Source organism: Sphingomonas sp. LM7 (assembly GCF_002002925.1).
Classification (GTDB): Bacteria; Pseudomonadota; Alphaproteobacteria; order Sphingomonadales; family Sphingomonadaceae; genus Sphingomonas.
On record NZ_CP019511.1, the window covers coordinates 2,224,292 to 2,249,807 of the forward strand.

General features: G+C 66.5%; 24 protein-coding genes. 13 read left to right on the forward strand and 11 right to left on the reverse strand.

The features are described 5' to 3' along the window. Nucleotides 1–181: 181 nt before the first annotated feature. From BXU08_RS09980 to BXU08_RS09990, 3 genes are all read left to right on the forward strand, one after another. Complete coding sequence (locus BXU08_RS09980) at nt 182–1,738, forward strand: permease (protein WP_253190331.1); 1,557 nt, start codon at nt 182–184, stop codon at nt 1,736–1,738. Next, the gene (locus BXU08_RS09985) at nt 1,735–2,742 is read left to right on the forward strand and encodes a serine hydrolase (RefSeq protein ID WP_077509926.1); all 1,008 of its coding nucleotides are present in this window, start codon (nt 1,735–1,737) and stop codon (nt 2,740–2,742) included. Before BXU08_RS09980 ends, BXU08_RS09985 begins: the two co-directional genes overlap by 4 nt. 158 nt (nt 2,743–2,900) lie before the next feature. After that, nucleotides 2,901–3,974: a calcium:proton antiporter gene (locus BXU08_RS09990; RefSeq protein WP_216352864.1), complete on the forward strand. Its 1,074-nt coding sequence runs from the start codon at nt 2,901–2,903 to the stop codon at nt 3,972–3,974. Between the two features lie 123 nt (nt 3,975–4,097). Here BXU08_RS09990 and dacB read toward each other — a convergent pair whose 3' ends face one another. Next, nucleotides 4,098–5,528, reverse strand: coding sequence for a D-alanyl-D-alanine carboxypeptidase/D-alanyl-D-alanine-endopeptidase (gene dacB / locus BXU08_RS09995; RefSeq protein ID WP_077509927.1), 1,431 nt, complete (start codon nt 5,526–5,528; stop codon nt 4,098–4,100). Nucleotides 5,529–5,647: 119 nt separating this feature from the next. On the opposite strand from dacB, the gene BXU08_RS10000 reads away from it, so the two are divergent. Next, nucleotides 5,648–7,234 carry a bifunctional 2-polyprenyl-6-hydroxyphenol methylase/3-demethylubiquinol 3-O-methyltransferase UbiG gene (locus BXU08_RS10000; protein WP_077509928.1) on the forward strand — a complete coding sequence of 529 codons (1,587 nt, stop codon included), beginning with the start codon at nt 5,648–5,650 and terminating at the stop codon, nt 7,232–7,234. Here BXU08_RS10000 and BXU08_RS10005 read toward each other — a convergent pair. The 5 genes from BXU08_RS10005 to BXU08_RS10025 form a co-directional block, all read right to left on the reverse strand. Next, a complete protein-coding gene (locus tag BXU08_RS10005; protein WP_077509929.1) occupies nt 7,231–8,475 on the reverse strand; it encodes a dicarboxylate/amino acid:cation symporter in 1,245 nt (414 codons plus the stop codon). The two genes, BXU08_RS10000 and BXU08_RS10005, sit on opposite strands and share 4 nt — an antisense overlap. A gap of 175 nt (nt 8,476–8,650) precedes the next feature. Further along, nucleotides 8,651–10,210, reverse strand: coding sequence for an amidohydrolase family protein (locus BXU08_RS10010; protein ID WP_077509930.1), 1,560 nt, complete (start codon nt 10,208–10,210; stop codon nt 8,651–8,653). After that, a complete protein-coding gene (dgcA, locus tag BXU08_RS10015) occupies nt 10,207–11,196 on the reverse strand; it encodes an N-acetyl-D-Glu racemase DgcA (protein ID WP_077509931.1) in 990 nt (329 codons plus the stop codon). Before dgcA ends, BXU08_RS10010 begins: the two co-directional genes overlap by 4 nt. Then, nucleotides 11,154–12,188: an N-acetyltransferase DgcN gene (dgcN, locus tag BXU08_RS10020; RefSeq protein ID WP_171982489.1), complete on the reverse strand. Its 1,035-nt coding sequence runs from the start codon at nt 12,186–12,188 to the stop codon at nt 11,154–11,156. Before dgcN ends, dgcA begins: the two co-directional genes overlap by 43 nt. Nucleotides 12,189–12,361: 173 nt before the next feature. Then, nucleotides 12,362–13,246: a LysR family transcriptional regulator gene (locus tag BXU08_RS10025; protein ID WP_077512239.1), complete on the reverse strand. Its 885-nt coding sequence runs from the start codon at nt 13,244–13,246 to the stop codon at nt 12,362–12,364. 233 nt (nt 13,247–13,479) lie between these two features. Between BXU08_RS10025 and BXU08_RS10030 the strand changes: the two genes are divergently transcribed. From BXU08_RS10030 to BXU08_RS10040, 3 genes are all read left to right on the forward strand, one after another. After that, complete coding sequence (locus BXU08_RS10030) at nt 13,480–14,247, forward strand: S8/S53 family peptidase (RefSeq protein ID WP_077509933.1); 768 nt, start codon at nt 13,480–13,482, stop codon at nt 14,245–14,247. A gap of 58 nt (nt 14,248–14,305) precedes the next feature. Beyond that, a complete protein-coding gene (locus tag BXU08_RS10035) occupies nt 14,306–15,073 on the forward strand; it encodes a DUF1080 domain-containing protein (protein WP_077509934.1) in 768 nt (255 codons plus the stop codon). Between the two features lie 172 nt (nt 15,074–15,245). After that, nucleotides 15,246–17,027, forward strand: coding sequence for a bifunctional diguanylate cyclase/phosphodiesterase (locus tag BXU08_RS10040; protein ID WP_077509935.1), 1,782 nt, complete (start codon nt 15,246–15,248; stop codon nt 17,025–17,027). 61 nt (nt 17,028–17,088) lie between these two features. Here BXU08_RS10040 and BXU08_RS10045 read toward each other — a convergent pair whose 3' ends face one another. The 3 genes from BXU08_RS10045 to BXU08_RS10055 form a co-directional block, all read right to left on the reverse strand. Beyond that, on the reverse strand, nt 17,089–17,952 hold the full coding sequence (locus tag BXU08_RS10045) for a phytanoyl-CoA dioxygenase family protein (protein ID WP_171982490.1): 864 nt from the start codon (nt 17,950–17,952) through the stop codon (nt 17,089–17,091). A 102-nt stretch (nt 17,953–18,054) separates the two neighbouring features. Then, entirely contained in the window at nt 18,055–18,456 is a 402-nt protein-coding gene (locus BXU08_RS10050; protein ID WP_077512241.1) for a low affinity iron permease family protein, read from the reverse strand. 872 nt (nt 18,457–19,328) lie between these two features. Beyond that, nucleotides 19,329–19,763, reverse strand: a complete 435-nt coding sequence (locus BXU08_RS10055; RefSeq protein ID WP_077509937.1) for a cupin domain-containing protein — start codon at nt 19,761–19,763, stop codon at nt 19,329–19,331. Between the two features lie 118 nt (nt 19,764–19,881). Here BXU08_RS10055 and BXU08_RS10060 point away from each other — a divergent pair, with 118 nt between their 5' ends. From BXU08_RS10060 to BXU08_RS19580, 5 genes are all read left to right on the forward strand, one after another. Further along, nucleotides 19,882–20,226, forward strand: a complete 345-nt coding sequence (locus BXU08_RS10060; protein WP_077509938.1) for a glycine zipper 2TM domain-containing protein — start codon at nt 19,882–19,884, stop codon at nt 20,224–20,226. 53 nt (nt 20,227–20,279) lie between these two features. Then, nucleotides 20,280–21,464: a glycosyltransferase gene (locus BXU08_RS10065; protein ID WP_077509939.1), complete on the forward strand. Its 1,185-nt coding sequence runs from the start codon at nt 20,280–20,282 to the stop codon at nt 21,462–21,464. Between the two features lie 72 nt (nt 21,465–21,536). Further along, on the forward strand, nt 21,537–21,725 hold the full coding sequence (locus BXU08_RS10070) for a hypothetical protein (protein WP_077509940.1): 189 nt from the start codon (nt 21,537–21,539) through the stop codon (nt 21,723–21,725). An 89-nt stretch (nt 21,726–21,814) separates the two neighbouring features. Beyond that, nucleotides 21,815–22,396, forward strand: coding sequence for a hypothetical protein (locus BXU08_RS19575; RefSeq protein ID WP_150125493.1), 582 nt, complete (start codon nt 21,815–21,817; stop codon nt 22,394–22,396). 55 nt (nt 22,397–22,451) lie between these two features. Next, on the forward strand, nt 22,452–22,631 hold the full coding sequence (locus tag BXU08_RS19580; protein WP_150125494.1) for a hypothetical protein: 180 nt from the start codon (nt 22,452–22,454) through the stop codon (nt 22,629–22,631). A 41-nt stretch (nt 22,632–22,672) separates the two neighbouring features. Here BXU08_RS19580 and BXU08_RS10080 read toward each other — a convergent pair whose 3' ends face one another. Both BXU08_RS10080 and BXU08_RS10085 read right to left on the reverse strand, forming a co-directional pair. Continuing rightward, nucleotides 22,673–23,452 carry a SapC family protein gene (locus BXU08_RS10080; protein ID WP_077509942.1) on the reverse strand — a complete coding sequence of 260 codons (780 nt, stop codon included), beginning with the start codon at nt 23,450–23,452 and terminating at the stop codon, nt 22,673–22,675. A gap of 50 nt (nt 23,453–23,502) precedes the next feature. Further along, a complete protein-coding gene (locus BXU08_RS10085; RefSeq protein WP_077509943.1) occupies nt 23,503–24,951 on the reverse strand; it encodes an FAD-binding oxidoreductase in 1,449 nt (482 codons plus the stop codon). A gap of 74 nt (nt 24,952–25,025) precedes the next feature. Here BXU08_RS10085 and BXU08_RS10090 point away from each other — a divergent pair, with 74 nt between their 5' ends. Further along, on the forward strand, nt 25,026–25,484 hold the full coding sequence (locus BXU08_RS10090; protein ID WP_077509944.1) for a hypothetical protein: 459 nt from the start codon (nt 25,026–25,028) through the stop codon (nt 25,482–25,484). Nucleotides 25,485–25,516 lie beyond the last annotated feature (32 nt).

A 25,516-nucleotide genomic window follows, 5' to 3' on the forward strand; every position in this document is an offset into this window, starting at 1 on the left:
CCATAGTTTCTGTTCCCCAAGCCATAGCCGAGCGGCATGTTAGCGCAGCAATTGTGTCGTGGTTGCAACACCTTTGGCCATTGACTGGCGGCAAGTGCCGGGCAAGCCTGTCCTCGAACCGGAGGACGCGGGATACGCAACATGACGCAACATCGGCTGCACAATCGATCGGCACCCGCGCTTGGCTGAGGCAGCCGCCGCCGGGTCGGGCGGCATCCCCCGCGGCTTTCCCCGCATGGCGCTGTACGTCCTGCTCGGCTTCTCGGCCGGGCTGCCTTTCTACATGTTCTCGACCGTGCTCAGCGTCCGGCTCGCCGATCATGGCGTGGTGCTCGCGGTCATCGGCTTCTTTGCCTGGGTCCAGCTGCTGCCGACCTTCAAGTTTCTCTGGGCGCCGCTGCTCGACAAATATGACGTGCCCGGCTTCGCGCGCTTTTGCGGCAAGCGCCGCGGCTGGATCATGCTGTCGCAGCTCGGCATCCTCACGTCGATGGTGGCGATGGCGGTGTTCTCCGACGACGCCAGCCTGCCGCTGACCGCATTGTTCGCCGTGCTGCTCGCCTTCTGGACGACCACGCTCGAAGTCGCCGCCGACGCCTGGCGCATCGAACTCGCGCCGACGCCCGAGGAACAGGGTCCCGTCGCCGCATCGAACCTGTGGGGCTATCGCACCGCCATGGTCGCGGCAGGCAGCGGCGCGCTCCTGTTCGCCGACGTTGCCGGCAGCCTCTCGGCGACATTGCGCAGCTTCGGGATCGAGCCTGGCTGGACTGCCGCGTACCTGCTGATTGCCGCCGGCGCCGCCGTGCCGCTGCCGATCCTCGCACTACTCCCCCGCGCGCCCGGTTGCGGCGGCGGACGCGGCGCGGCGCTCGCCACCGGCCTCCTCGCCAGCGCAGGCATATTGCTCGCAGTGGCGACGGTCACCGCCACGGTCGGCTGGGTGATCCTTGCCGCCGCCACGGGCATTGGCATCAGTGCCGGCACCAATGTCCTGCCCTGGGTGCTCGGCATCGCGATGCTGCCCTTCCTGCTGCTCGCCGCCGCCCTTCCCTGGATCCGCGACGCCGCGCCCGATTCGCCGATCCGCGCGTCCACTGCTGTCGGTCCCTATGCCGATTTCTTCTGGCGCTACGGCTTCCTGGCAATCGCCGTGCTCGCCTTCGTCTCGGTCTATCGGATGGGCGACGTGCTCGCGCTCAATTTGTCCAAACCGATGATCCTCGCGCTCGGCTATACCAAGACTCAGATCGGCTGGGCCGACGGGCTGGTCGCGCTGGGATCGAGCATCGTCGGGGTCGGGCTCGGCGGCTGGATGGTGACCAAATGGCGCTGGGAGGTGACGCTCAGCATCGGCGCGCTCTTCGCGGCACTCGGCAATTTCGGCTTCGTCTGGCTGGCACACCAGCCGATCGACCAGAACACGCTCTATCTCGCCACCGCCGCCGACCAGTTCGGCAACGGCATGGCCGGGGCAGTGTTCGTCGTCTATCTTTCGATGCTGGTGAACCCGCGTTATCCCGGCGCGCAATATGCCTTCCTGTCGGGCTTCGCCTTCCTGCTCGCGCGGCTGCTCTCGGGCGCCGGCGGCACCGCGGTGACCTGGCTCGACAACGCCGGGTACGACGGCTTCGACGTCTTCTTCCTCGCATCGGGCGTGATCAGCTTGGCCGCCTTGCTGTTCCTGCCGGTACTGGCCAACGCCACGCCCCGCCTCGACGATCGCGAGCCTGCATGATCGACGCCGCTTTCACGCCCGCCGCTGCCGCTGTCGCCGACGGCCGCATCCCTGGTGCCACACTGGGCATCGTCACCACCGACGGTCGCCGCTGGGTCCGTGTCGCCGGCCACGCCGCACTCGTCCCCAAACCCGAACTGCTGACCGAAGAACACTGGTTCGACCTAGCCTCGGTCTCCAAGGTGATCGCTACCACCACGATGATCCTGCGCTTAGCCGATCAGGGCCGGCTCGATCTCGACGCCCCCCTGGCCACCGCTATCCCCGACCTGCGCCAATATGATATTGCCGGAGCATCCGAGCGAAAACTCACGTTCCGCGATTGCCTATCCCACAAAACCCACCTTCCCGCGGTCGAGCCAATCTACACCTACGACAACGATCCCCAGCGCCTACGTGCCTTCGTCCTTCAGCGCGAATGGCGCCACGGGCCGCCTGTCTATTCGGACATCAACTTCATTCTGCTGGGCATCGCGATCGAGCGGATCACCGGCCAGCCGCTCGGTGCATGGGACTTGGGCGACGGCCTGTGCTTCGGCCCACCCCCCGGCGCCGCCGTCGCCACAGAGCACTGCATGTGGCGAGATCGCGTGCTCAAGGGCGAGGTGCATGACGAGAACTGCTTCGCGATGGGCGGACAGACCGGCCATGCAGGGCTGTTCGGCACCATCGCCGGCGTGCTCGACTTCGCGCAAGGCCTGCTCGACGGCAGCGGCGCTTCCCCAGCGATGCTCGAAGCGATCCGCTCCCCGCAATACGAGCACCGCACCTGCGGCTGGGAGCGGAAGTTCGCCGGCTGGTCGGGCGGCCAGCATTGCTCGGACGAAACGATCGGCCATACCGGCTTCACCGGCACCGGACTGTGGGTCGATTTCGAACGCGGCTTCGCTTGGACCTTGCTCACCAACCGCGTCCACCCGACCCGGCACAAGGACAGCGGCATCTTCCAGCTCCGCCCCGAAACCGGCGATGCCGTGATCGCCGCGTGGCAAGCAGCATCGTGATCTTTCCCATGGAACCGTGGGAGGTGTCGCCGGAGGCGACGGAGAGGCCCTAGCGGCGAGCCAACCGCCTGCGACCAAACTCCTGCGCGCCCTTTCTTCGGCCACGCGAGCAAGGATTTGCGCTATCCCCATCCGCACCATCGCCCTAAACCAAGCGCATGCAAAAACTCCTCCGGCACTGGACCTGGATCGCCCCTGCGTTCGGCTGGGCACTCATCGCGATCAATTTCGTCATGGCGCTGCCGCCGACGATCATCGGCGTCGCGCTGATCCTTGCGGTGCTCGCCTCGGTGCATCACGCCGAACTGATCGCCCACCGCGTCGGCGAACCCTTCGGCACCTTCGTCCTGGCCATCGCAGTCACTATCATCGAGCTGGGGCTTATCGTCACCCTGATGTCCGCCGCGGGCGAGGGCGCCGCCACGCTTGCGCGCGACACTGTATTCGCCGCGGTGATGATCATCCTCAACGGACTGGTTGGCATCTGCATCCTGATCGGCGGCCTGCGCCACCGCGAGCAGATCTTCCAGCAAACCGGGGTCAGCGCCTCGCTCGCCACGCTATGCGCGCTCACAGTGCTGACTCTCGTCCTGCCCAACTACACCGTCAGCGGCCCCGGCCCGGTCTATGCGTCATCGCAGCTCGCCTTCGTCGCCGTGGTTTCGTTCCTGCTCTACGCCACCTTCGTTTCGGTCCAGACAGTTCGCCACCGCGACTATTTCCTGCCGCCCAAGGAATTGGCGTCGAACGAGGATATCCATGCCGCTCCGCCGACGCTGCGGCAGACCTGGATATCAGCGGCGCTGTTGATCGCCTGCCTCGGTGCAGTGGTGCTGCTGGCCAAGGGACTGGCGCCGACCATCGAAGCCGTAGTTGCCGCGCTCGGTGCCCCGCGTTCGGTGGTCGGCGTCATCATCGCCGCGCTCGTGCTGCTTCCCGAGAGCGTTGCCGCGGTTCGGGCAGCGCTCGCCAATCGGCTCCAGACCAGCCTCAACCTCGGCCTCGGCTCGGCACTCGCGACGATCGGGTTGACCATCCCCGCAGTCGCTGCGCTGGCGCTTCTCGCAGACCTGCCGATCGCACTCGGCCTCGACGCCAAGAGCATCGTCTTGCTGTTCCTGACGCTGCTCGTCGCGACGCTGTCGCTTGGCACCGGCCGCACTACGATCCTCCAGGGCGTCGTTCACTTGGTGATCTTCGGGGTCTATCTGTTCACCACGATCGTGCCGTGATCACAATCCTCCCCCCCGAGGTTGAATAGCGTCTTAGGCCACGGAGGGGGAGGAACCACAACGCCTTGTGATTCCGCTCCCGCCGTCAGGCTGCGCTTGACGGGGGATGATTGATTTCGACACCTAATTCGCCTCCGCCACCACCACCAGCGCCGCATCGAGATACTTCGTCGCGCTGGCATCCGCCGGTACGTCGTTGGCGAAAGTAGAGAAGGTCAGCGTTTTGCCGCTTTTCGCGATCAGATAGCCCGACAGCGCATTGGTCGCGTTGAGCGTTCCCGTCTTAGCGAAGACCTTGCCTTCCAGGAGCGTTCCCTTGAAGCGCTTCGCCAGCGTCCCGTCGACGCCCCCGATCGGCAGCGACGCGCGCCATGCCGCACCCCAAGGCTGACCGGCGATCCAGCGCAGCATCTTCGCGGTCCCGCGCGGCGCGGCGCGGTTGTAGCTCGACATGCCCGATCCGTCGGACAAATCCCAAGCCGTGCGCGGCACGCCCGCCGCCTCGAGCATCGCCCCAACCTCGGCAACGCCATCGGCGATCGAGCCGGTGCCGCGGCGCACCCCGACACGGCGCATCAGCAGCTCGGCATGGAGGTTCTGGCTCTCCTTGTTGATCCGCACGACATCCTCGGCGAGCGGTGGTGGCACCAGCTTGGCCAGCGCCGCCTGCTCTGGCGGACGCGCCGCGGGGGCGCCGTTGCGCGCCTCCGGATCATCGCCAGGCAGCAGCGTACGATGCCGTGCCGAGACCGCACCCGTCACCTTGACACCGCGCGCCTCGAGCAATGCCTTGAATCGCCACGCCGCATAGTGCGCCGGATCATCGATCCCGACACGCAGCGGCTCGGGCTTGGCGTCCACGCCGATCGTGCCCGTCACGCGCAGCGCCTTCCTGTTAGGATCGCGGTCGTAGCTGATCTTTCGCTCGGCACCCGCGACCGTCATCACGCGACTGTCGACGGTATAGTATGGCAAAGGCAGCGTTACCTTGGCCGGCGCGCCGAGCTTGTCCGGGACCACGTTGATCACCAGTTCATTGTCATCGAGCGTCAGAGCTGAGATCCCCGTGCCATAACGGCTAGGGATGTTGTTCCAGCTCATCCCGGGACTCCAGCGCTGGTCCGGAAACGCCGTGTCGTCGCCGATCACGCCGCGCACCCGCTTCGTCTTCTTCGCCACCGCGTCGGCGAGCACCGCGAGGCAATCGATGATGCAATCCGCTGCGCTCGACAGCCGCGCATCGCCATGCCCCTCCAGGATCACGTCGCCGCCCTCGATCCGAACCGCCGCGCCGCCTGCATCGTCCGGCTGATCGAGCCCAGCGAGCGAGGCATAGGCCGCCGCCGTAGTAAATATCTTGGTATTCGATGCCGGAATGAAGCGCCCGTCGGGATTGACGGTGACGATCTCCTTGCCGTCCGCGTCGAGCACGACCAACCCGAAACGCGTGCCCGTCGCCGCCTCGGCATATTGGGCTTCGACGCGTCGCTCCAGGTTCTGCGCAAAGGCGGGACCGGCGACAAGGACGAACGGGAGCAGCAGCAGAAATCTCATGCGCGAAGCGTAGTGCGAAACTGCGCGCGAACAACCGCCCAGCGCGAAACAGGGCATAACCGCCGGGCATCGCTCGCGTGGGCTGTTCAGCGCCCGTCCTCCATGCCTAGATACGGGCAATGCGCGCCGCCCCCGAGCCCTTCCTCCTCGCCCAGCAACTGGCCCGCAACGGACGACTGGCCGAGGCGCGCGCTACCTTCGCCCGCACGCTCGCCGAGCATCCTGACTTCCTGCCCGGCTATCTCGCGCTAAGCCGCCTCGCCGCGCACCAGGGCGATATCGCCACTGCGCTGGAGTCGCTCCGCGCCGCACTGGCGCGCGCCGAAGGCAATGCCGCCGCCCGCCATACGATCCGCCGCCCGCTCGCCGAGCTCCTCGCGACGATCCGCCCGGCCGCTGTCGATGCGCGGCTGGAAGCCGATCTGCTCGCCTGCCTGAACGACGACCAGCTCGATCCCCAGCCGCTCGCCCGCATCACCGCCGAACTGCTGCTGCTTAAGAATTCAGAAGCGAGCCCGCTGTGGACCGCCTTCCTCACTCGCTGCCTCAACACCCACCCCGCGATGGAAGCCCGTCTCATCGCGATGCGCGACGCGCTGCTCCGCTCGGGCGAAACCGAGACCCCGCTACTCCCCTCGCTCGCGGTCCAGGCCTTCGCCAACCAATATGCATGGCCCGAGCCTGAGACAGCGCCGCAGGGTCTGGCCGCGGCGCTGGCCGGCCCGCCGGCCGAGTTCCCCGAGGGCGAACTCTGGCAGCATCTCGCCCACGCCTATGACGATCTCGCCGTCGAAGACGCAATCAGCACCCCCAGCTTCGCCGAGTCAAAGGGCCTCTCCGCCGACGTCCAGCGTCAATATGAAGAACATCCCTATCCGCGCTGGCAGGCAGCCCCCGCCTCGCGCCGCACCGATTTCCGTCAGCTGCTCGAAACCCTGCCCGGCATCGACAGGGCCGCACTGCCCCAAGCCCCACTTACGGTTCTGATCGCCGGCTGCGGCACCGGTTACGAAGCGATCGACATCGCGCGGATGGATCCGAGCCTTTCGGTCACTGCGATTGACCTCAGTCGCCCCAGCCTGGCGTTCGCCCGGCGTCAGGCCGACGAGCTCGGCGCAGTCAACATCGCGTTCCACCACGGCGACATCCTCGCGCTCGACCGGCTCGGCGCCACCTTCGATGTCGCCAACAGCACCGGCGTCCTCCATCATATGGCAGATCCGGACGCCGGTCTCGCCAGCATCGCCCGCGTCCTCCGCCCCGGTGGCGTGCTGCGCCTCGCGCTCTATAGCCACCGCGCCCGCGCCCCTGTCCGCGCCGCCCATGCGCTGATCGCAGAACGCGGCTGGCAGCCGGACGCCGATGGCATCCGCGCCTTCCGCGCGTACATCCTGTCGTTGCCCGACGACCATCCTCTCGCCGTCCTACGCCAGAGCGACGACTTCTACAGTCTCAGCGGATGCCGGGACCTCGCCTTCCATGTCCATGAACGCCACTACCGCTTCCCCGAGGTCTCAGCGCTGGTCGTACGCGCCGGTCTTAGGCTCGTCGGATTTGACGCTTCGCCCGATGCGATCGCCCGTTTTCATCAGGCGCATGGTCCGAGTGCCAGTCCGCTCGACCTCGCCTTGTGGGAGGCAGTGGAAGCGGAGCACCCTTTCCTGTTCGCTGGGATGATCCAGTTCTGGTGCCAGAAGCCCGCCTAGGCGTCAGTCTTGGCGCGATACACGTCCTCGTCCAGCTCGCCTTCCCACCGCGCCACCGTCGTCGCCACCACGAGGTTGGCGCTCGCACTCGGCACAGTCCGGGTCATGTCGAGCAGCCGATCGAACGGCAGCACGAAGCCGACCACCAACGCCGTCTGCTCGGGCGCCACGCCCACCGCGGACAACACGGCCGCAAGCATGAACAGCGACGCCGACGGCACCGGCGCGGTTCCGAACGCGGCGAGCGCACCGGTCAGCAGCACCATGCCATAGACTTGCGGGCTAAGCGGCGTCCCGAACGCTTGCAACGCGAACATGCTGAGCAGCCCGACATACATCGCCGTGCCGTCCTTGCCGATGCTCGCCCCCAGCGGGAGCACCGTCGAGAACACCGGCCGCCCGACACCCAGATTCTTCTCCGCCACTCGCATCGCCACCGGCAGCGTCGCCGAGCTCGACGCCGTCGAGAACGCCACCACCAGCGCATCGACGATCCCGCGGAAGAACGGCACCACCGGCAGTTTCGCCAGCAGCCTGAGAATCAGGCTGTGCACCAAGACGATCTGGATCAGCGAGCCCAGCACGACCGCGAGCGCCAGCCAGCCGACATGGACGAACACCGCCGCGCCGTTCGCCGCCACCGCGTTGGCAATCAGCGCGAACACCCCGAACGGCGTCGCCTCCATCACGATCCCGACCACCTTGAGCAGCACCGCGGAGGTCGATTGCAGCAGCGCGGCGAACGGCTTGCCCGGTTCACCCGCCACTACCGTGCCGACTCCCACCAGGATCGCCACGAAGATCAACGCGAGCATGTCACCCTTGGCCAGCGCCTCGAAGATGTTGAGTGGTACGATCCCGATCAGCTGCTGGTAGGGCGTCACCGGCTCGCCCAGCGCATGCGGCGCCGCCGTGCCCAGCGCCGCGCCGACACCCGGCTGGACCAGCGTGGCAACCAGCATTCCCACCGAAACCGCGATCGCCGTGGTCAACGCGAACAGCCCGACCGTGCGCCCTCCCAAGCCGCCGAGCCGCTTGGGATCGGCCAGTGCAGTAATTCCCGCCGCGATCGTCACCAGCACGATCGGTGCGACCAGCATCCGGATCGCGCGAACAAACAGATCGCCCAGGAACTGGACGTACGGTGCGCCCTGCGGCCACGCCAACGCGAAAACCAATCCCAGCGCCAGCGCGCCGAGCACGCGCTTCCACAGCGCAATGCCGAACCAGGCGCTCAGCATCTCTCACTCCCTTCCCTGAAAGGGAGGGGCTGGGGGTGGGTGCGCGCGTCTGCGCGCTCAAAGAGAGTAGCTGCCAAGGGCAAAAGCGCCGCGCAGGGCATCGAGCCCCGCCCGACGCTGGCCCTACCCCTTGATCCCCTCCCTTCCAGGGAGGGGAGAAACGCGAGGACGGCCTTCACTTGCAGGTCCCTGCCGTCGGCGCATGCGCCAGCGCGCGACCCGCGGCATTGCCGGTCATCACGCCCTTGTCGAGCGCGACTACACCATTGACCACCACGCTGCGCACGCCCTGCGCCGTTAGCGTCGCCCGCTCGTACGTCGCCCGCGCGGCGTAGGTCTTCGGATCGAACACCACCACGTCCGCGAAAGCCCCGGCACGCAGATGCCCCCGCCCGTTCAGTCCGAACGTATCCGCCGTCAGCGACGAGCTCCGCTCGATGAACTGGCGCAGCGTGATGACCCGCTCGGCCCTGGTGTATTTGGCGTATTTGCGCGCGAAGCTGCCATAGACGCGCGGATGCCCGCCCGATGCGTCGGAACTGGTCATTACCCACGGCATCGCCATGAACTTGGCAATGTCGGCCTCGCTCTGGTTGAACGAGACCACACCTGGGTCGGCGATGCGGATCACGCTGATCGCCGCGGTCACCGGATCCTGCTTCAGCGCCTTGGCGACGTCCGCCAGCGTACGATTGGCGTAGTTCCCCTCGACGATCAGCAGCTTGTCCGCGCCACCGCGTTTCCGGAGATTCTCGGTGATGCCGGCGCGCAACTTCGTGACGAGCGCTGCATCATCGAAGCGCTTGAGCAACGCGGGCCGCCCGCCGTCCTGCGCCCAGAGCGGCATCAGTGACGCGACCAGGCTCGTCCCGCTCGCCGACCAGGGATATTGATCCGCGGTCACCTTCTGCCCCGCGCGCTGCGCCGCCTCGACCTTGGCGATTATAGCCGGGGCCTGGCCCTGCACATCGACGCCGAGCGCCTTGATATGGCTGATATGCGTGGGCAGCCCGCCGCCCTTGCCGATGGCGATCGCCTCGTCGATCGCCGCAGCGAGCCCGACGGTGTAGCTGGATTCATCGCGGATATGGCTGTCATAGACGCCGCCGCGCTTGCCCGCCTCACGCGCCAACGCCACGACTTCGTCGGTTTTGGCAAAGCTCTGCGGCGCGTAGAATAGCCCGGTAGAAAGCCCGAGCGCGCCGTGACACATTGCATCGGCCACGAGGGCCTGCATGTCTTCCATCTCTTCTGCGGTCGGGGCACGATCGGCCTCACCGACCACCTTCTCGCGCACCGCGCCGAAGCCGACATAGGCAGCGTAGTTGATCCCGACCGGGCGAGCGAAGGCGCTGCCCAGCACCTTCGCCACATCGGGACTGCCGCCGCCGTCATTGCCGATGAACGCCGTGGTCACGCCCTGCATCAGGAACGCGGGCACCAGCCGCTCCGCCGCATCGTCCGATGTCAGCTCCTTGCCCATATGGGTGTGCGGGTCGATGAAGCCCGGCGCGACGATCATGCCCTTGGCGTCGATCACCCGCGCCGCGGTCACATCGGCATGGCGGCTGACCGACACGATCTTGTCGCCGGTGATCGCAACATCGCCGACGAACGGTTCCGCCGAGCCGGTGTAGATCGTGCCGCCGCGGATCAGCAGGTCCACCTTTTGCGGGGCGGGCGATGCCGCTCCCAGCGACAAGGTCGCGATCCCGAGCAGCAGCGCGACCTTCATAGCGTTCCCCAAAACCCGGTTTGCGGCGGCCAGAGACAGCCCGCGTCGTCGCGCACCCCACCCGGGCGATCCTCCCTGAGCCAGATCGGACCGTCAAGATCGACGAAGTCGCTCATCCGGGCAATGTGCAGCGCGGGCGCTATCGACAGCGAAGAGCTTACCATGCACCCGGTCATCAGCCCCAGCCCCCGCGCCCGCGCCGCATGCGCCAGCGCCAGCGCCTCGGTGAGGCCGCCCGACTTGTCGAGCTTGACGTTCACCACCTGATAGCGCCGCGCGATCACGTCGAGATCCTCGGCAACATGCACCGATTCATCGGCGCAGATCGGCACTTCGGGCGTGAAATCCTCGAGCCATTCGTCGGCCTCGGCCGACACCGGCTGTTCTAGCAGATCGACCTTCAGGTCCACCAGCACGCGCTGCATCGCGCGCACCAGTTGCTGGTCCCAGCTCTCGTTGGGGTCGACGATCAGCTTCGCATTCGGCGCCGCGTTGCGCACCGCGCGAATCTGCGCGTCGGGGATTGTCGCATCGACCTTGACCTTGATCAGCGGCGCATTGGCGATCCTGCTCGCCGTGACCGCCATCGCCATCGGCGTGTCGATCCCCACGGTGAGCGCGCTGACCAGCCGCTCCGGCTCGGGCGCGCCGATCTTGTCGGCGACACTGCGCCCGCCCAGCCGCGCTTCGAGATCCCATAAGGCGCAATCGATCGCATTGCGCGCCGCGCCCGGCGGCAGCAGGCCGAGCAACTGCGCGCGGTCGGTGCCGCCCTGGACTGCGTCGCGCGCATCGTCGATCGCGGCGAGCGCGCTTTCGATGCTCTCGTCATATCGGGCATAGGGCACGCCTTCGCCACGCCCGACCACCCCGCCCTGCTCCAGCTCGACCGTGACCACTTCCGCCTGCGTCTTGACGCCGCGGGAGATCCGGAAGGGCTGGCTTAGCGGGAAGCTATCGTGCTGCGCGCGGAGGATGCGGGACATAGGAGTTCATCCAAAATCGCATCCACACCGAAGGCGATCGGATCGGTGCAAGGAAGACCATGGCGGTCCTCGGTACGCGCGCACAGCGCGCGCGCCTCGGCCGGGTCCATTGCCGAGGTGTTGAGGCAGATGCCGACGGCGCGGACATCGGGGCTGGTCAGCCGGGCGACCAGCAGATTCATCTCGATGCACTCGGCCAGGTCGGGCAGCGCACGGCCGGGAATGCCGCGCATATGGAGTCGGTTGGGATCGTGGCACATCACCAGCGCTTCGGCCTGCGCGCCGTGGAGCAGCCCGGTGGAAACGCCCGCAAAGCTCGGGTGGAACAGCGAGCCCTGGCCTTCGATCAGGTCCCAGCCATCATCGTCGCGCGCCGGGGCGAGCTGCTCGATCCCGCCCGAGATGAAGTCGGCGACCACTGCGTCGATCGGCACGCCGCCGCCTGCGATCAGGATGCCGGTCTGCCCGGTCGCGCGGAAATCGGCTGTCAGCCCGCGGGCCTGCATGCCCTGGACGAGCGCAAGCGTGGTATACATCTTGCCGACCGAGCAATCGGTGCCCACGGTCAGCAGCCGGTGTCCGGCGCGCTTGTAGCCGTTGCCGACCTTGAGCTCCGCGGGCGGATCGCGCACGTCGAACAGCTTGAGGCCCTTCGCCTCGGCCAGCGCCGCCAGCCGCGGCTCGTCGCGCAGTCTCTGGTGTAGTCCCGAGGCGACGTTCATCCCCGCTTCGAGCGCCGCCAGCGCATCATCGACCAGATCGCGGCCCAGCGTGCCGCCCGAATTGGCGATGCCGAGCACCAACGTCTTCGCGCCCGCCGCCGCGCCCTCGGCGATCGACATGCGCGGCATGCCCAGCGTCAGCGGGCAATCATCATAGCGGAATTCGCCCACGCAATCCTGGGGGCGAAAGGCGGCCAGCCCGCGCGAGGTCTTGATGCCGATCGCATCGTTGCTGTGCCCGAGATAGAGCAAATAGGGAGCAGGGATCATCACCGGCCATCCGTAATGTGCGCGTCCAAAAGTCTGCGCATAACGTCTGGAGCGCGCGGCATAGCCCCTTGTTATGGCTGGCTATGCCTAGCCTCACCGGTATGTGCTGAGTAGGGACCGAAAGTCCCGGAATGAGTGTATCGAGAGCTACTCAGGACGGCGGATGGGGACCGTCAGGCGACGTCGATCACACTGCGCAGCGTCTTGAGGAAATCCGTCGCCAGCGCGGTCAGCGGCCGGTTGTGCAGGTACATCGCATGCACCCCGAAGGTGATCGGCGGCTTGAGCGGCCGCATCGCCAGCCCCGGCGCCAGCGACGCCTGCGCGGTGAAGCTATCGACCACCGTCATCCCCACCCCCTGCTGCACCAGCGCCGCGGCGATGTAGAAGGTCCGCGCGAGGATAACGTCGTCGAGGACGATGCCCTGCCGCTGCACTTCCTGGGTGAAGAGCTGGCCCATCGGCCCGCTGGTTGCGAGACTGATGAAGCGATGCCCCTTCAGGCAAGTCATGTCGCAGCGCGGTGGCGCGTCGGGCATGTCCTGCTCGCGATAAAATACCACCAGCTCGCCCTCGCCAAGCGGCTTGTGGTCTATCGGTGCCGCGGGCGGGACTTCATAGGCGATGGCGATGTCGGTCTCGCGCTCGAACAGCTTGCGCAGCAGATCGTCGTGATGGACGGTCTGCAAGTCGAACTTCACATTGTCGTGCGTCTTTAGGAACTTCGCCACCGCGGTCGGCAGCGCCTGCAGCGCGAGGCTTGGCAGCGCCGAGACCCGCAGCATGCCGCCTGAGCCGCGCCGCAGGTTCTTGCCCGCCTCGCGCAGTGCATAGACCCGGTCCTGGATCTCGGAGACTTCGGTGAACAGCGTGTGTGCGTCCTCGGTCGGCACCAGCCGGCCGTTGGTCCGCTGGAACAGCTGGAAGCCGAGGAGTGATTCGGCATGGCGCAGCATCTTCGACACCGAGGGCTGCGACACATTGAGCGCCCGCGCGGCCCCGCTGACCGATCCGTTCACATAGACGGCGTGGAAGATCTCGATATGCCGCAGGTTCATGGGTTCGAAGACTATCGCCATTTGCGAAAAGGAAAAGCGCTCGTCACGTCCGGCGGCAAATCACCGATCCCGCGCAGGCGCAAGTCCGACCGATAACCGACCGTATGGCGGCCCCCGCAGACTTCTGCACAAACTATTAAGCATACCCCCCGCACATTACCGCAATCCCGCCGCAAAGCTGCGTAGGATAGGCAGGATATAGTACATCGCTTTGGCCGGGGGGTCGGGGTTTCGTGAACTCGCTTTTGCTCTCGTTCGTCGCGCTGCTCGAAGCAGCTGCGCCCGTCCCTGCGCCATTGGTGGTGCCGCCGATCGCCGTGTCGGTGCAGCGGCCGCGTGTCGCGATCATCGACAGCGGCGTGGCGAAGACCGCCGAGCTCGCATCGCTGGTCTCCGCCGAATATGATATGGCGTCGGACCCGGTCCGCGCCGAATTCCAGCCGCGCTACGATCACGGCACGATGGTCGCCACGATCCTTGCCCGCGCCGCGCACGGCCAGGTCGACATCATCTCACTGCGCATCGACGATCCCGCCGGCTGCCCCGCCGGCGCCAACCCGCCGTGCCAGCCCTCGGCCGCTCCGGTCGCCAGCGCGATCCGCCGCGCCACCGAACTGGGCGTCGACGCGATCAACATCTCGCTCGCGCTCGACAAGGATCCCTCGATCACCGCCGCGATCGCCGAAGCCGCCGCCAAGGGCATCCGCGTCGTCCTCGCCGCCGGCAACAATGGCTACGACCATCCCGGCAACCTCGGTCCCGCGCGCGCCGCCTATCCCAATGCCGTACTGGTCGGCGCGATCGACGCCGAGGGCCAGCCGTGGAGCGGCACCAACCGCCCCGATGCCAAGCCCGAAGGCTATAACTATGCCTGGGCACTCGGCGTGAAGGTCCCCACCGCCGCGATCGACGGCCGCCCGGTCACCGGAACCGGCACCTCGTTCGCCGCCCCGCTGGAAACCGCCCGCTTCCTCTCCAGCCGGACTACGGCCTCGAAGTAACGCCGGCCATCGAAGGCGACGGTTGCGGAGGTCGCCTGCGACAGGCAAGCTCGCTACGATGAAGCACCTCCTCCTCCTCCCGATGCTGGCGCTGCTCGGCGCCGCGCCGGCCCCCGAAGCGCAGTGGCAGCGCATCTTCGACGGCAAGACGCTCGCCGGCTGGACACCCAAGATCACCGGCCGCGCCATCGGGGAGGACCCGCGGCACATGTTCGTCGTGCAGGACGGCGCGATCCGCGTCTCGCACGCCAACTACGCGAAGTTCGAGGGCGAATTCGGCCACCTCTTCTGGAAGACGCCGCTCAAGGCTTATCGCATCCGCTTCGACTATCGGCTGTTCGGCGATCCCTTGCCGGGCATCAAGACCTGGCAGACCAGCAATTCGGGGCTGATGTTCCATGCGCAGGCGCCCGCGACGATGCGCCGCGATCAGGATTTCCCGGTGAGCCTCGAATTCCAGCTGCTGGGCATTCCGCGACCAACGGAGGAACCAAGCGGCAATCTCTGCACGCCCGGCACCAGCGTAGTGATCGACGGCAAGCGCGACCCGCGCCACTGTATCCTCTCCACCTCGCCACTGCTGCCGGTCGGCCAGTGGACCCAGGCAGGGCTGGAAGTGCTGCCCGATGGCCAAATCACCCATTTCATCAACGGCAAGCCGGTACTGCACTATGCCGCGGCCCAGCTCGACCCCGAGGACAAGGATGCCCAGCCACTGATCGCCGCGGCCGGCGGCAAGCTGCAACTGCACGGGGGCTATATAGCGCTGCAGAGCGAGGGCCATCCGATCGAGTTCCGCAACATCGAGCTGCAGCGGCTCGATTGAGCGCGAACGACGATATCGAACCCCTCACGTTAGTCTGAACAGCACACCCTGCCCAATTCCGGCGGTCGATCCGACGCACGCGAGCCGCGGAAACAGCGTCCCAATTCAATGATATAGGATAGGATAATCCTTTAACGCTCCCGCGTTACACTCTCCTCCGAAAGGATGTGGCGTGCGCGACTATCAGGAAGAGGCTCGGCTCGACGCCTTGTACCAGCTCAAGCTGCTCGATACTTCGCCGAGCGAAAGCTTCGACCGGATCACGCGGATGGCCAGCCAGATTTTCGGGCTGCCCATCGCCGCGGTGTCGCTGACCGATCGCGATCGGCAATGGTTCAAGTCCAGGATCGGCGTCGAGCATTGGAGCATCCCGAGAGACAGGGCGCCGTGTTCGGAGGTCGCGGAGACCACCGGCCTGTTGGTCATCGAAGATTTCCAGACCGACCCCTACTACGCCGATAGCGCGCTGGGCCGCGCGGGAACGCGGTTCTACGCTGGCGCCCCCCTGATCACCCGTGATGGCTATGGGCTCGGCGCGCTCTGCGTTCTCGGCACGGAGCCGCGACAGGCGACCGAGTCGGAGCGCGCGGCGCTCGTCGACCTTGCCGCGATGGTCATGTCGCAGATCGAATTGCAGCATGCCTTCGGACGGATCGATCCGGTAAGCGGGCTGCCGACGCGAAACCAGTTCCGCGACGACCTCATCGATCTTGCGCGGGACCATCCTGGCCAGCGGCGCTTTGCGGTCGTCATCGATCTCGCACGCGATGATCAGGTCAGCAGGATCACGCGGGTGCTGGGCGGCGCGCGCGTCGATGACCTGATCCGTGAAGCATCGCTGGCGGTGCGGACTGCGTTGGGTGCGGCCCGCACAGTCTATCATGTCGGCGCGGTGCAATTCGCATTCCTGTCCCCGCCCGACGTCGATGAAACGGCCTATATGGCGCTTCTGGAATCCTCCTTCGCGCATGTCCGCGCGTCGTCATCGGTGCGCTTCGTCACGAGCGTCGCAATCGGCGTCCGGCCATTCACCGTCGGCGAAGAGCCCGGAGAAGATGTCCTGCGTGGTGCGGCCAGTGCGGCCCAGGATGCACGAAAGGCCGACGGCTCCATCGCGCTGTTTTCCGCTTCGAACGACGCGGCGCATCGGCGCCAATATCGCCTGTTGCGCGATTTCGGCGCGGCGCTGGAGGCGGACGACCAACTGCAGCTCCATTACCAACCGCGCATCGACCTTTCGAGCGGGGCCTGCGTCGGCGCGGAGGCATTGCTGCGGTGGCGGCACCCCGCCCTTGGAGAGATATCGCCGGCCGAGTTCATTCCGATCATAGAGCAGACCTCCCTCGCCCGGCTGACCACGCAATGGGTACTGGACGCCGCGCTGGATCAGTTGGTCTGCTGGCGTGCGGCCGGGATTCTTATCGGACTTTCGGTCAACATCTCGGCTGCCAATTTGGCGGAAACCGATCTCATCCAGCGCCTCCAGCTAGGGTTGCTCAAGCGCAGTCTTCGCCCCGATCAGCTGGAAATCGAGTTGACCGAGAGCGCAGTCATGGAACAGCCCGAACGCGCACTGGCGATGCTGCACGAACTGGCGACGGCAGGAATAGGCCTGGCGATCGACGATTTCGGGACCGGGCACAGCAGCCTCGCCTATTTGCAGCGTCTTCCGGCCCAGGTCGTCAAGATCGACCAGGCTTTCGTTCGCGGCCTGGCGGACGCGGATGGACCGGATTTCGTGCTCGTCGAGACGATGATCGGGCTGGCGCACAAGCTCGGCTATCGGGTTGTGGCCGAGGGCGTCGAGACGGCGGAAGTCGCCACATTGCTGTCGCAGATCGGCTGCGAAGAAGCGCAAGGGTTTCTGTTCGCGCGCGCCATGGACGCGGAGCAATTTGCGCACTGGATCGCGGACAATCGATATGGCGAGGCCGCGCTGGCGCACATGGCCTGATCGCGCCTTGCCCGGCACCCACCTTTTCTAGCCGGGCGCCTCCCGCCGTGCGCTGGCGTGCTCAGACGTAATGTGGCTCGCCGCGCTCGCGAAGCGCCTCGTAATGAACGAGCGCGGGCGCGTCGCCGAGAGGCACCGGCTTGCCGCCGCGGAACGCCCATTCGCCGCGGTCGCAATCCTCGGCTGCGACATAGCCGTTGATGTAGAGCCGGCGCTGGTGGGTGGCGCGGTTGGTGCCCGATCCGTGGACCAGATACGGGTTCCAGAGCGCTAGATCGCCCGGCGCGAGATCGAGATCGACGATGTCGGCAGCAGAAAGCCCCGCCCCCGCCAGCACGTCGTCCGCCATCGCAGTGCCCAGCACTTCCGTCGAGATGTCCAGGTCGAGATCGCCGTCGAGGTGGCTGCGCGGAAGGAAGCGCATGCCGCCCGATTGCGGATTGTGCGGATCGATCGCCAGGCCGGTCTGGACATAGGAAGTGCCGAGATTGCGGTAGCAGGCGTCGGGCTTGCGGAAGCGCGAATCCTGGTGCCAGGCGAAGTCGCCCATCCCGCCCGGCGCCTTCCAGTGGAGCTGGTTGATGATCTGCTTGACGTCGCCGCCGATCAGCGGGGCGAGCATCGCCGCGAAGCGCGGGTCGAGCCGGACGCGGTCGAGCACTTTCTGGTGATAGGACGGCCATTGCACCATCCGCACCAGCGGCTCGGCACCTTGCTGGGGAGCAATGTTGTAGAAGAGATTGCCGTGGCGGAAACTGCGTCCGTGCGCGACGCCCTCGGCATGAATCTGGTCGATCGCGGCGCCGATCTCGGCAACTTCCTGCACGCCGAAGAAGCCGCGCAGCACGGCATAGCCGTCGCGCCGGAACCGGGCGACATAGTCGTCGGCCTCGCCGCCATGCGGTACAGGCTGTTCGAAACCCACGCTTTCCTCCCCGTCCGGATGCCGCGACCTTGCCGCGTCGGGGCGTGACCGGGCAAGGAGCGTGCGGATCGTCCCCAATGCCCTGCGGCTATGGCGCGCGAGTCAGCGCCGGCGGAGCAGGCGTCCGATGCCTTCGTGCCGCTGGGGCATCTCGCGGCCACATTCCTTCTCGAGCTTGTCGCGGATCGCGATCAACTCCTTCTCGCCGAGATGCTCGATCCCGATGAACTCGTTGCGTCCGCTGTCGAGCGCGCGGATCAGTTCGTCGAGCTTGGCCTGGATCGCCGCGCCGTCGCGATTCTGCGCATTCTGGATCAGGAACACCATCAGGAAGGTGACGATCGTCGTGCCGGTGTTGATCACCAGCTGCCACGTGTCCGACCAGGCGAAGATCGGCCCGCTAATCCCCCAGCCGATGACCACCAGGAAAGCGATCACGAACGCAGCCGGCCTGCCCGCCCATCCCGCAACTGCCTGTGCGAACCGCTCGAATATCCCGCTCATCCCGAACCCTTTCGATTTGGGTGCCTGATAGAGCATTTTCGAACCGGGTTCGCGGGCAAACCCGTGCGGCCTGCACCCGAAGGCCCCGCTGTCCACCGGCGATCCCGCTGAGGCGATCCGCCTTTTGAGCAAATATGGGAAATGATGCGGCATCGGCCGCGGCGCGCCGAACGCAAAAGGGGACCGGCATTGCTGCCAGTCCCCATGTCACCGGACTTCGGCCTCTGATCCCGAAGGACCGCGGGGCCTGGTTTCGGCGGCATGCTCCACTCGCGCCGGCAAGGGCATGCGAGCTTTGCGTCGGTCACCGGGGCCGGTCGATCCGCCTGTTCCCGGAGAAACAGGCATTTTTCCCGGCCATCGGTGGCCCGCTTCATGATTTCACCCGAAGGCGAAACCATGGAGCCTTGCTGGCGACGATTTCCCGAGCGATCCATCGGCTCCGGCTTTCCGCTTGCGCGTTGGCCATCGCCCTGGGCTTCTCTCTTCGGGCCGATCCGTCGGTCGATCTGCCGCTTGCGCAGGCCCATCGGCTTCGGTCTCGTCCATCAGGCCGTTCCTTCGTCTCGACCGGCGCTTGCGCACTGATTCCGGCATCGGTTCCGCCCAGCTTCGGCGTCTCTCGAAATCGCCGCGACGCTTGCGCATCGCCTTGTTTCCGCAACCACCGTCGCTCTCGTCTCCCCGTCCCGTCCAAGGTGGTTTCCCGAAGGCACCTGCACTCGTTCGAGCCGCGTAAGTGGTTGATCCTACTTTGGTTTCCCGCTGTCGAACCGTCTTCCTTACAAGACAGATGCTGTCATCGATCCCGAGTCGCGCAAAGCATGAAATGCTGCCCCGTCCCTGTGGATAACGTGAATAACGGGGACAGATCAGCTCCGGGGCGGTTCCGGCGTCCATCCGGGTGGGGCAAGCTCAAAGCCGGAAAATTCGAAGCCAGGGACGACCACGCAGCTCGCCAGCGCCCAGCCGGAGCTTGCCTCGGTGGATTGCCAGCGATTCGCCGGCACCAGCCATTGGGGCGCATAGCCCCGGGTCACGTCGCCGCCAAGCCGGATCGTCGCGATCGCGCCGTCGTCCTGCTCGACCAGCAAGTCGAGCGGCGATCCCGCATGCCACAGCCACAACTCGGCGCCGTCAACGCGGTGCCAATGCGAGCGCTGGCCGTCCTCCAGCAGGAAATGAATCGCAGTGCCGCCGGCGCGCGCGCCGTCCGCCGCCTCGGCGCGCCACGTCTCGCGATACCAGCCGCCCTCGGGATGCGGCGACATGCCGAGCGTGTCGATGATCGTTCGTGGAGCGTTCATATGGCGAATTCCAACCTCAGCTGAGCGGAACGTAGTTTTAGGTTCATGAAACCCCGCGGCGCTGCGGGACGTTTCGCTACCGGTTTCTGCAACTAGAATCGATCTATGGGAGTCAAACATGCGTAAGTTCATTTTCGCGCTCAGCGCGATCGCGGTGGCAATCCCCACCGCCGTTGCCCTTCCGGCCGCCAAGGCCGAAGCCAAGTCGTACGAATACAAAGCCGACACCCAGCGCCGCCGCGCCTATCGCGAGTGGAAGGGCCGCGACGGCCGCCGCTATTGCCGCAAGTCGGATGGCACCACCGGTCTGGTAGTTGGTGGCGTCGCCGGCGCCCTGGTTGGCCGCACGGTCGATACCAGCGGTGATCGCTCGGCGGGCACCCTGCTCGGTGCCGCAGCTGGCGCACTCGCCGGTCGCGAGATCGACCGTAGCAGCAGCAACAATCGCCGCCGCTGCCGCTAAGCCCTGACGCGACGCACGCGGAGCATTAACCTTGGCCCCCTATAGGTGCCAGCATGCTCCGCGTGCTCGTCCTCTCGACGCTCTTCCCCGACGCCACGCGTCCCAATTTCGGCATCTTCGTCGAGCGCCAGACGCTGTCGCTGGCCGAACGCCCGGGTGTCGAGGTGCGTGTCGTCGCCCCGCTCGGCATCCCCCCTGCCCCGCTCGACCGCCTGCCCCGCTATCGACCGCTCGCCGCGCTTCCGCTGCGTGAGGACTGGAAAGGCCTTCAAGTGCACCGGCCTCGCTTCCGCAACTATCCCGGAACCGGCGGCCGCTTCCACGCCCGGGCACTGGCGGAAGCCGTAGTCCCGCTGCTCCGCGAAATCCGCCACGACTTCGGCTTCGACGTAATAGACGCCGAGTTTTTCTTCCCCGATGGAGTCGCCGCAGTCGAGCTTGGCCGCCGCTTCGGCGTCCCCGTCTCGATCAAGGCCCGCGGATCGGACATCCACAATTGGGCCCGCAAACCAGTGATCGGCGCACAGATCCGCGCCGCCGCCCACGCCGCCGACGGGCTGCTTTCCGTATCCGAAGCGATGCGCGACGACATGACGGCGCTCGGCCTGCCCGGCGAGCGGACCGAATGTCTCGTCACCGGCGTCGATTTCGCTAGCTTCGCGCTGGGCGACCGCGCCGATGCCAAGGCGGTGCTCGGGGTGACCGGGCCGCTGGTGCTCTCGATAGGCGCGCTGATCCCGCTCAAGGGCCATCAGATCGTTATCGACGCCATCGCACGCCTTCCTGGCGTCCAACTCTGGATCGCAGGCGAAGGCCCCCATCGCCCCCAGCTTGCCGCGCAGATCGCCAGGCTCGGTCTCGGCGATCGCGTCCGGCTGCTGGGCTCGGTTCCGCACGCGGACCTTCCCCGGCTGCTCATCGCGGCCGATGCCATGGCGCTCGCCTCGGAACGCGAAGGTCTTGCCAACGCCTGGCTAGAGGCGCTCGCCAGCGGCACGCCCGTCGTCATTCCCGATGTCGGCGGCGCACGGCAGGTGGTGCGCAGCGACACCGGCGGACGCATTGCCGCGCGCACCGCCGAGGCATTCGCCGCAGCCCTCGACACGCTGATCGCCAACCCGCTGCCCCCGGCCGCGGTTCGTGCCACGGTCGAGCCCTTTACCTGGGCAGCCAATAGCGAGCGGCTGCACGGCTTTCTCGCCCGGCTCGTGGCCGGCTACGCGACTGCCGCCCCCTGAGTCCGTGGCGCAGACGGAACGACTGGCCAGGCACGCCGTTGACGGACCGGGGCGTCAGGAGCGAGACAAGACATGGCTGACGAGAACCCGGATCCCAAAGCCTCGAACCTCGGCCGGGATACCGATGCCCTCACCGACCAGCTTGGCCAGACTACCGCGGAGAGTGCGGGCGGCAACGTCAGCGGCACCGGCGACGAGGACGCAAGCGAAGGTCTCGACATCATTTTCGAGCATGAAGACAATGAGAACACGCAGCATTGATCCTGTCACGGACACGCGGCGACGATCGTGCGTTGACCGCCCGGCGATGATCCGTGACACTAGCGTCACGAAATTCGGAGGACTTTGAAATGGCCGGCAAGAAGAAAAAGGCTGACAAGGCCGTAGCGGGCAAGGGCGCGCTCCTCCCGAAGAGCATCGCCGGCGTCAAGCTACCCAAGGCCGTGCGGGGCAAGCTTGCCGACCTCGCCAAGCACCCGCTCGTCGCCGATATCCTCGCCGCTGGTCTGGTTGCGATCGCATCCAGGCTCAAGCCCGAGGCCAAGATCGAGGAAGGCGCCGCAAAGGCAGCCGAGGACGTGGTGGAGAGCGTGAAGGGAGCCGCTGCCGACGCGGCGGCCGCGATTGCCAAGCCAGTGGCCAAGCGCACCCCCAAACCCGCGGTTGGAGCCAGCGCCAAGCCCGATGCCGGCACTGCCGCGAAGCCGGTCACCCGCCGCACGCGCAAGCCGGCAACGTCGGGCCCCGCCTCCTCCGCTGCGGCCTCGCGCACCCGAAAGGCCCCTGCTGCAGCGGCGGCTCCCGCAGCCGCCGAGACCGCCGCAACACCGCCTGCCCGTCGCACCCGCAAGACCGAGAGCAGCACCGCCAAGCCCCGGGCGACGCGCCGCGCCGCGCCCAGAAAGCCATCACCTCCAAAGAAGCCCGAATAATCACGCGCTGAACCGCGCGTGCTTCCTGCCGTTCTTCCCTGCGAAGGAGACGAACATGGCCGAGGCACCGGACGGCACCAGCCCGCGCAATCTGTCCACCGAGCATCAGCAGCCGCGGGACGCCACGCAGCCCAAGGATACGCTGGATAGCGGGGACGACGAGGCGCGCTGGGCGAAGGACTTCGATCCGGCCGCGGATGCGGGCCGCGCGAAGCCGAGCGGCAATCCCGATTGAAAGATGCGGCGGCCGCGCGAAGCGGCCGCCGCACGTAGCGCTTAGACCGGGCTGACCAGCTGCGGCTGGGGCATCTTGCCCAGGCGAACCTGACGGCCGAAGATATCGCGCATCAGCGCGAGCGAGAAGAGATGCGCGTAGATGAGCGGCAGCATGCCGTTCTGGACGATCTTGCGAAGCTGATCGCCGCGCAGCTCGTTGAGCTTGTTCTCGTCGATCATCATGAAGCCGCGATAGATGAAGGGCTGCTCATTGCCTTCCTGCTGGATGGTGACTTCACCGTCGATCAGGATGTTGAGTTCCTTGAGGTCCTTCATGAACATCGCAGTGCGCGCACCGGCCTGTTCGAACTGCTCGTTGAACTGGAGGATGTTCTTGGTGGTCTCGGTCGGCTCGCCATTCTCGAACAGCTTATCGCCTTCCTCGAACGCGCCGATCGTGTCCGACGACGGGTCGAAGCAGAGCGACAGCTCGTCGCTCTCGGGGCGGAGGCGCGCCAGCAGATACGGATAGCGGCGGATATAGGCCGGGACGTAGAAGTTCGGCTCGAGCAGCGTGCCTTCGTCGTCGAAAAAGGTATTCACGCCTTCATTCAGGCCCATCAGCGCAAGCGGAACGGGATCCTCGCCTACCGAGAAGACGATCGGCAGATAGCGCTGCACGAGCGGGAATTCCTCGACGGTAACCGGCACCGCGTGCTGCTTGGCCAGGAACGGTGCCTTGTCGCGGACGCGAATGCGGAAATCGGCATGTGCCTGGCTCGAAAGCGGCTCGAGCTGGTTGTAGAACAACGGAAGCGACTGTTGTGGCGCACTGGCCATCCGAAACTCTCCTGAAAATAATGCTGAATTCTTGAAATTCGCGCGAAGGTCTATGGTCTCGAAGGCTCCGGCGCAAGCGTCACCAATTTCCCGGGATTGAGAATGCCCTGGGGATCGAGCGCGGACTTGATCGCGCGCAGTACGGTCATCCGGGACGATGCGCTCAGCCGTGCGAGCTCGTCGCGTTTCAGCTGACCGATGCCGTGTTCTGCGGAGATCGATCCGCCTGCAGCCACGACCATATCGTGGACATGGCGCGAAATTCCCGGGCCTTCCTCGGCATACCAGGTCTGGGCATCGACCCCGGCAGGCGCGCGGACGTGGAAATGGACGTTGCCGTCGCCGAGATGGCCGAAGGCAATGGCTTCGGTTCCGGGAAACCGCGCCTCGGCTTCCGCCCCGCCTTCGATCATGAAGCGCGGCATATCGTCGACCGGCACGGAGATGTCGTGCTGCAACGCCGGTCCGGCGGCGCGCTCGGCCTCCGAGATCGAATGCCGGATGCGCCAGAAATCCTCTGCCTGCGCTTCGCTGGCGGCGATCACTACATCCTCGGCCAGCCCCGCATCGAGCGCCGGTGCGAGCAGCCGTTCGAGCGTTTCCGCGGGCGGTTCCGCCGCGGGGTCGGTCGTCACCGTCTCGATCAGGACGTGCCAGGCATGCGCCCCGGCAAGCGGACGGCGCGTTCCCGGCACATGCCGCAGCACCAGCGCCAGCGTGTTCTCCGGCACTATCTCGAAGCTCTCCACCGCGTCGGTGCCGGCTTCCAGCGCGCGCAGCAGCTCGAGCGCCTTGCCGGGGCCCGAGATGCCGACCCATGCCACTGCCCGCGCCGCCACCCCGGGCACCAGCCGCAGCGTCGCTGCAGTGACGATGCCGAGCGTACCCTCGGCGCCGATCAGCAACTGGTTGAGATCGTAGCCGCGATTGTCCTTCTTGAGCGCGGCGATGCCGTTATGGATCGAGCCATCGGGAAGCACGGCCTCGACGCCCGCGACCAGGCTGCGCATCGTCCCGAAGCGCAGCACCTGGGTGCCGCCGGCGTTGGTTGACACCAGCCCGCCGATCGTCGCGCTGCCCCGCGCGCCAAGGTCGAGCGGAAAGCGGCGCCCCAGCGCTTCCGCCGCTCCGCGCAGGTCGGCCAGGATCACCCCGGCCTCCGCGACGGCAAGGTTGCTGACGGGCGACAATGCCCGGATGCGGTTCATGCGGCGCAGCGACAGTAGCAATGCCGAACCATCGGGCGATGGCGTCGCACCGCCGACCATGCCGGTGTTGCCGCCCTGAGGCACGACTGCGACGCCGGCCTGCGCGGCAAGGCCGATGATTGCGGCGACTTCCTCGGTCGATCCCGGCGAAAGCAGCGCCGGCGCCTGCCCGTGATAACGGCCGCGCCAGTCGCTCAGCCACGGCGCTATCGTCTCCGCGTCGGTCGTCGCGGCCTTGGTGCCGAAGCGCTGGAGGATCGTTTCGACAAGCTGGCGTTGGGCGGGTGTCATGGCGGCGTCCGGTTAGCACATCGCGAGATAGTTCATCCACCGTTCAAAACTTTGTCGTAGAAGCCGGCCCAGACATGTTGAATCCGCTGATTGCCGCCTCCGGTCTCCTGCTGTTGTTCGCTGCCCCGGCCTCGCCGCCGGAGCCGGCCGACTGGGATATGGCTGCGACCATGCTCCAGCAGCAGCGCCTCACCATCCATGTCCCCCGCCTCACCGTCACTCGCACGACGGTGTACATGCGCGCGCCGCGTCCGGTGGCGATGATCGAGAAAAAGGCAGACGATTGCGTGAAGATGGAGGATCTGGCCGGATTCTCGGTCAATCGCTTCGACAGCGTCGATCTGATGCTCAAGAACGGGTCGCTGCTCCGCGCCAAGCTCGGCAATGATTGCCCCGCGCTCGGCTTCTATGGCGGCTTCTACGTCAAGGCGAACAAGGACAAGAAGATGTGCGCCAAGCGCGATTCGATCCGTTCGCGCTCGGGCCGTCAGTGCGCCGTCCAGTCCTTCGCCGCGCTGGTCCCGGCACGCTGACCACCTCTCGCGGCTTGACATCTTCGGCCAAA